At 71.2% G+C, this 6288-nt stretch carries 6 protein-coding genes and 2 tRNA genes; 4 read left to right on the top strand and 4 right to left on the bottom strand.

Translation table 11 applies throughout. From position 1 onward, the window contains the following. Positions 1 to 214 precede the first annotated feature (214 nt). Positions 215 to 291: transfer RNA gene (locus AC5WS8_RS07040), tRNA-Lys, on the bottom strand. 240 nt (positions 292 to 531) lie between these two features. On the opposite strand from AC5WS8_RS07040, the gene AC5WS8_RS07035 reads away from it, so the two are divergent. The 4 genes from AC5WS8_RS07035 to AC5WS8_RS07020 all read left to right on the top strand — a co-directional run bounded on the left by AC5WS8_RS07035 (position 532) and on the right by AC5WS8_RS07020 (position 4202). Then, positions 532 to 1707, top strand: coding sequence for a peptidoglycan-binding protein (locus AC5WS8_RS07035; RefSeq protein WP_496102401.1), 1176 nt, complete (start codon positions 532 to 534; stop codon positions 1705 to 1707). A 15-nt stretch (positions 1708 to 1722) separates the two neighbouring features. Further along, positions 1723 to 2862, top strand: a complete 1140-nt coding sequence (locus AC5WS8_RS07030; RefSeq protein ID WP_496102400.1) for an SPFH domain-containing protein — start codon at positions 1723 to 1725, stop codon at positions 2860 to 2862. Between the two features lie 157 nt (positions 2863 to 3019). After that, positions 3020 to 3631, top strand: coding sequence for a lytic polysaccharide monooxygenase auxiliary activity family 9 protein (locus AC5WS8_RS07025; protein WP_496102399.1), 612 nt, complete (start codon positions 3020 to 3022; stop codon positions 3629 to 3631). Between the two features lie 121 nt (positions 3632 to 3752). Further along, positions 3753 to 4202 (top strand): DUF3592 domain-containing protein, encoded by a 450-nt coding sequence (locus tag AC5WS8_RS07020; protein ID WP_496102398.1) that lies wholly within the window; start codon positions 3753 to 3755, stop codon positions 4200 to 4202. 156 nt (positions 4203 to 4358) lie between these two features. On the opposite strand, the gene AC5WS8_RS07015 is transcribed toward AC5WS8_RS07020, so the two are convergent. The 3 genes from AC5WS8_RS07015 to ehuA form a co-directional block, all read right to left on the bottom strand. After that, positions 4359 to 4432: transfer RNA gene (locus AC5WS8_RS07015), tRNA-Lys, on the bottom strand. Between the two features lie 109 nt (positions 4433 to 4541). Further along, entirely contained in the window at positions 4542 to 5300 is a 759-nt protein-coding gene (locus AC5WS8_RS07010) for an IclR family transcriptional regulator (RefSeq protein WP_496102397.1), read from the bottom strand. Between the two features lie 204 nt (positions 5301 to 5504). Beyond that, positions 5505 to 6281 (bottom strand): ectoine/hydroxyectoine ABC transporter ATP-binding protein EhuA, encoded by a 777-nt coding sequence (gene ehuA / locus AC5WS8_RS07005; RefSeq protein ID WP_496102396.1) that lies wholly within the window; start codon positions 6279 to 6281, stop codon positions 5505 to 5507. Positions 6282 to 6288: the final 7 nt, after the last annotated feature.

Raw genomic sequence — 6288 nt, 5'->3', positions numbered from 1 at the left:
CGCGGCGGGCGGCGGGCGGCGGGCGGCGGGCGGCGGGCGGCGGGCGGCGGGCGGCGGGGCGGCTTCGGGGGCGCCGTGCGTGCCGGGCGGTGCGTGCGGTTGGGCCGGAGGGGGGTGTGGGTGGCGAAGCCCCCACAGCGCGCGGCGAAGCCGCGCAGAAACAGAGATGGCGAGGCTGGTTCGCGCTTTCCGCGAACACGCCTCGCCATCGCCATGGTGCGCCGCCAGGGACTCGAACCCCGGACCCGCTGATTAAGAGTCAGCTGCTCTAACCAACTGAGCTAGCGGCGCCTGCTGACCTGGAGAACTCTACCCGACGCCGGAAGGTGCTCACGACCGTCCCCGGCTTCGAGGGTCCCTCCGTACGGAGGGACCGGTACCCGTGCGAATGACTTCCCGTACATCATTCGGCCCGTCAACCGGCGACTCGCCAGTCCGCATGGGTAACTGACGAATGTGCAGAAAAGCGGACTAAAACGACAAAAGCTAAAGATCCCCCCGGAGGCCGACGGGGAGTGTGAGGGGCGTCGCATGGAGACACCGGTTTTCGAGGAATTCGAACCCATGACGGACTGCGGCTGCCCGGGCTGTGCGCGCCGGCGTCGCGTCATCCCCCCTTCCTCCGCCGCCGGGGGGACCCGTCGCCCGATGACCCGCACGGCCCTGGCGCTGGCCGCCGCCGCGGGCGCGACGCTGGGCGCGACCCAGGCGACACCGGTCGTCGCAGCCGTTCACGCGCCGCCCGCGCCCCCTGTCCCCGCCGGTGACGAGGCTCCGGACACCCCGCAGGGCAAGACCGCGCCGCTGCACGGACCGGCCGGCGGCCTGAACCTGACCGCGGCGGCCACGACGACCCGCGCCGAGATCGTCAACCGGGCCAAGAAGTGGATCGCCGCCCGAGTCCCGTACAGCATGGACAACTACTGGTCCGACGGTTACCGGCAGGACTGCTCCGGTTTCGTCTCGATGGCCTGGAACCTCGGTTCGAACGAATGGACGGGCAGCCTCGACAAGTTCGGTGTGCGCATCACCAAGGAGCAGTTGCAGCCGGGCGACATCCTCCTCTTCCACAATCCCGACAACCCGGAGAAGGGCTCGCACGTCGTCATCTTCGGCGGCTGGACGGACTACACGCGCAAGAGCTACATCGCCTACGAGGAGACCCCGCCGGTCGCTCGCCGGAAGGCCACCCCGTACGCGTACTGGTCGAACGCCAACCGCTATGTGCCCTACCGCTACAAGAACGTCATCGAGACCAAGGAGACCACCGAGGGCAAGGAGATGCCGCCCCCCGGGCTGCCCGGCGTCCCCGCCGCATCGGCCGCTCCCGGTGTCCCCGGGCTGCCGAGGCCCGGCGACTGGGTCCACCTGGTGCCGGGGGCCGGCGGGAAACGCCCGGCGGGGACTCCCGGCCGGCCCCTCGACCGGACCGGCGCCCCGCACCCGCGAGACCTCTCCGCGCCGGGAGTCCCCGACTACCCGGGCAGCGGCAGTTTCCGGCCGGGCGCGGACAACCCGCACGTCGCCCTGCTGGGCCGGAAGCTGGTCGAGAAGGGGTTCGACGAGCACTACACCGACGGCCCCGGCACCCGCTGGAGCGAGGCCGACCGGCGCAACGTGGAGGCCTTCCAGCGCGCCCAGGGCTGGCACGGCCGCGAGGCCGACGGCTTCCCGGGGCCGGAAACCTGGCGACGGCTCTTCTCCTGACGTGTGGAGGCACGCATGAGTACGACGACATCACCGACTCCGGAGCACGAGGAGGGGCCGGAGAGCGCCGACGCGCGGCACGCCCGGGTCATCCACAGCGAGGCGACCACCGAGCTCCCGGTGCATCTGCTGTTCCGGAAGGGCTCCGACACCGAGCCGCCGGCCCCGACGGTCGTGCGGCGGCGGTTCGGCACCGGTGAGCAGCCGAGGGTCCAGGTGCCCGCCGCTCCCAGGCGCCAGGGGCCGACGGTGGACCCCGAACTGATCGAACGGCCCGCGCGGGTACTGCACTGGGCGGTGGGCCTGCTGGCGGGGATCGCTGGAGCGGCCGGGTGCGTGGCCGCCTCGTGGTGGGCGGGCGTCCTGCCGCCGGCCATGGTGCGCGGGCTGGACCTTCCGCCGGTCTCGGGCACGAGGCTCGGGCTCGCGCAGTGGGCCGCCTACGCCGTCGCGGGCGCGCTCCTCCTCTTCGGCTTCGGCGGGCTCAGCCGTGGGGACACCGGACGCGCCTGGGTCCTCGCGCTGTTCGGACGCTACCGGGGCACGGTCCGCCGTACCGGCCTGATGTGGGTCAACCCGCTCGTGCTGTGCCGCCGGGTCGACGTACGGCTGCGCCACTGGCGCAGCGAGCCGATCTGCGCGGCCGACGCCAACGGGGTCGCGCTGCGCGTGGTGGTGCTGGTGGTCTGGCAGGTCAGGGACACCGCGCGCGCCGTCTTCGGCATCGATGACCACGAGACCTATCTGCGGGAGTGCGTCGAGTCGGCGCTCACCCGGGTGCTGCCTCAGGTGCCGGCCGACCTGCCCGCGACGACGGACGCGGTGAGCCTGCGCGATGTGGAGGCGATCGGCGACACGCTGACCCGGCTGGTCGCGGCCGACACGGCGCCGGTCGGCCTGGAGGTGTTCTCGGCCCGGCCGACCCGGATCGAGTACGCCCCCGAGGTCGCCGCCCGCATGCAGCGGCGCCGTATCGCCGCGCTCGACGCGGAGCACCGCGACGCGGTGATCGGCTCGGTCCTGGACTCGGTGGAGGACACGGTGACCCGGCTGACCGCGCGGGGTCTGGTGGAACTCGACGACTGCGAACGCAAGGCGCTGGTCCGGGACCTGACGGTGGCGTTCTGCACGGGACGGGCGGGCGACGGCGGTTGAGGCGGGCGCCGCCCCGGGAGGCGGCGCCCGTGCCGGCCACGGCGGCGCGGACAGACCTGCGACTGGTATGGACATGTTCAATGGTCGCCCATAATCTGTGACTTGGTCTAGACCTGCACGGCTCACTGAACTCCCCCACGTTCAAAGGAGCGGCAGCATGCGCACCAGGACCAGGTTGTACGCCGCCGTGCTGGGCCTCGCGACCGCGGGAGCCTTCGTGCTCTCCACCGGCGGCGCCGACGCCCACGGCTACACCGACCAGCCCCTCAGCCGGCAGAAGATGTGCGCCGCGCACGGCGGCATCGTCACCGGCTGCGGTGACATCCAATGGGAACCGCAGAGCGTCGAGGGCCCCAAGGGCTTCCCGGCCGCCGGACCGGACGACGGCCGCATCTGCTCGGCGAACCACACCGACTTCGGCGCGCTCGACCGGCCGAGGACACCCTCGGGCGCACCCTGGCCGACGACGAAGGTGACCGGCGGGCAGAGCTACACCTTCCGCTGGCAGTTCACCGCCTCGCACGCCACGACCGACTTCCGGTACTACGCCACCAGACCGGGCTGGAACCAGAACCACGCCCTGACCCGCGCGGACCTCGACCTCACCCCCTTCCTGACGGTCCCGTACAACGGTCGGCGCCCTCCGTCCACGCTCACCCACACCGGCCCCCTGCCGACCGGGCTGAGCGGCCACCACGTGATCCTCGGTGTGTGGACGATCGCGGACACGGGCAACGCCTTCTACTCCTGTGCGGACGTCACGTTCTGAGTGCGGATGCTCACCGCCCGAGCTCTGAGGATTGCTTGAGCCAATCCGCCACTCCCCACGGGTAGGTTCCGCACACCGGCGGTGACCGAGCCGGTGTGCGTCACCTGACCCGGGGGAATCCATGGAAGCGATGCTCTACGTCGTACCCGTACTGATCATGGCCGCGGCAGGCTCCCTGGGGTACCGGGTGGTGCATCGCCGGCTGCGGATCAGAAGCGCGTGGAACAGCGGGCTGACGGCCGAGGCGTGCTGTCTGAAGGCGTACACGACCGTCCACGGCGGCCGGAACGACACCTCCGTGCGTACGACGCTGCACCACGTCTACGAGTTCACGACGCGGGACGGCTCCCGGATCCGGTTCGAGGAGCAGGGTGGCCCGGGGACGACGGTCGAGGGCGACATCGTCACCGTCCGCTACGCCGAGGGCCGCAAGGGGGTCGTGGCGACCGCGCGCCCCCCGAGGCGGGGCAGGCAGGCGGTGGCCGTCGCCGGCGTCCTGGGTTTCCTCTGCGGGATCGTCCTGTTCTGCGTCGGCTTCATGACCATGGTCGCCGTGGACCTCCACAGCTGACGGTACGTCCCTCGGGACGAAGGCGGCCCCCGCCGCGTACGAATGGTGAATGCGCGGTGACGCCGGGTACCGGGCTCATGGGCGGGAGGGCCGGCGGGACGGCAGCCTCGTACGACGAAGAGGGGCTCCCCGCTTTCGCGAGGAGCCCCTCATCCGTGCGCCGCCAGGGACTCGAACCCCGGACCCGCTGATTAAGAGTCAGCTGCTCTAACCAACTGAGCTAGCGGCGCAGACTCCGTCGCTTTCGGGCTTCCGCCCTCGGCGACAAAAGAAATACTACCTGGTCCACAGGGGTGCTCGTGACCGCCCCCGCGACCCGCCTCCGCTCTCCCGGACCGCTCAGATCGTGAGCGAGAGGACCACCGGCGCCGCGCCCCTGGTCAGCCGTTCCGCCGCCTGCCGCAGCCGGTGGGCGTGCTGGACCGGCAGGGACAGCGCCAGGCAGCCGACCGAGGAGCCCGCGGTGATCGGGACGGCCGCGCAGACCGTGCCCACCGCGTACTCCTGCAGGTCGAGCACCGGCACCGTCGGCGGATGGGCGTCCAGGCGGGACAGCAGGACCTTCTCGCTGGTGATCGTCCGTGCGGTGAGCCGGGCCATCTTGTGCCGGGCGAGGTGGTCCCGGCGGCCGTTCAGGTCGAGCTGGCCGAGCAGGCTCTTGCCGACCGCGCTGGCGTGCGCCGAGGAACGGAAGTCCACCCACTCGTGCACCGCGGGCGCCAGCGCGCTCGCCGCGCACTGGGTGACCCGCACCTCGCCGTCGATATAACGGCTGATGTAGACGGCGGCGCCCATGGCGTCGCGCAGCCGGTCCAGGGTGCGCTGGAGCTGCTCGCGCAGCGCCTGCTCGTGCCCCTGGGCGGAGCCCAGCCGGCTGAGCGCGGCCCCGGTGACGTACGCGCCGTCGAAGGTCTGCTCGACGTACCCCTCCCGGCGCAGCATCCGCAGGAGCGAGGTCAGCCGCTGGCTGCCGAGGCCGGTGTGGCGGGCCAGCTCGGCGTCGGTGACACCGGTGGAGTGCCGCGCCACGGTCTCCAGGACGCGCAGGGCGTCCTGGGCCGAGTGGTACGGGGCGGTCGGCTCATGGGTCAGCGCCACGGTCTCCCCCTGCGCTTTTGGGCCATCCTGAAGGCAGCTTGGCTGTGTCCACGATACGGCTCAAACGCGCGTCGGGGAGCGGCTGTTCACGAACTTTGCGGCGGCTTCGGCCCGCTCAGCAGGAACGCGCCACTCCTGCATATGCCTGGGTCATGCCCCATGGGTCGGAACCCGGAAAAGGGCCGCCGCGTTCACTTCGTGTAGTCAGAGCACTGCGCTGAGGAACTCCCGCGTGCGTGTGTGCTCGGGATCGCTGAAGATCTTCTCCGGGGAAGCGGCCTCGATGACTTGGCCGGAATCAAACATCAGGACCCGGTCGGATATGTCCCGTGCGAAGTTCATCTCGTGGGTCACGCAGAGCATGGTGATGTCCGTGCTGTGAGCGATGTCGCGCAGCACGTCGAGGACCCCGGCGACCAGTTCAGGGTCGAGCGCGGACGTCACCTCGTCCAGCAGCAGCACCTGCGGGCGCATCGCCAGGGCGCGGGCGATCGCCACGCGCTGCTGCTGGCCGCCGGAGAGCTGGCTCGGGTACTTGTCGACGTGGTCGCTCAGGCCCACCAGGTCGAGCAGCTCCCGCGCCCGCTCCTCCGCCTCGTCCTTCGACAGGCCGAGCACGGTCACCGGCGCCTCGGTGATGTTCCGCAGCACCTTCATGTTCGGGAACAGGTTGAACTGCTGGAAGACCATGCCGATGTTCTTGCGGATCTCCCGGACCTGTTTCTCGGGCGCCGGGTACAGGCGCTGTCCGCCGACCGTGATCGTGCCCTCGTCGGGCTTGGTCAGGGTCATCAGCAGCCGCAGGATCGTGGTCTTCCCGGAGCCGGACGGGCCGATCAGCGTCACGTGCCGGCCCGCGTCGACCGAGAAGTCCAGCCGGTCGAGGACCGTGTGGTCACCGAACCGCTTGGTGACCTTCTCGAGGCGGATCAGCTCGCCGGAGCCCGCCTGCGGACGGGGATCGGCGTCGGGTTGCTTCATCAGGGGG

The sequence above is a fragment of the Streptomyces sp. PTL18 genome (assembly GCF_059510295.1).
The sequence above is the reverse complement of the archived record's forward strand: the minus strand, read 5'-3'. Positions and strand labels throughout refer to the sequence as shown.

Excerpts from the sequence above, each read along its gene's own strand:
- AC5WS8_RS07035 (WP_496102401.1), top strand. The coding sequence starts at position 532 with ATGGAGACACCGGTTTTCGAGGAATTCGAACCCATGACGGACTGCGGC.
- AC5WS8_RS07030 (WP_496102400.1), top strand. The coding sequence starts at position 1,723 with ATGAGTACGACGACATCACCGACTCCGGAGCACGAGGAGGGGCCGGAG.
- AC5WS8_RS07025 (WP_496102399.1), top strand. The coding sequence starts at position 3,020 with ATGCGCACCAGGACCAGGTTGTACGCCGCCGTGCTGGGCCTCGCGACC.
- AC5WS8_RS07020 (WP_496102398.1), top strand. The coding sequence starts at position 3,753 with ATGGAAGCGATGCTCTACGTCGTACCCGTACTGATCATGGCCGCGGCA.
- ehuA (WP_496102396.1), bottom strand. The coding sequence starts at position 6,281 with ATGAAGCAACCCGACGCCGATCCCCGTCCGCAGGCGGGCTCCGGCGAG.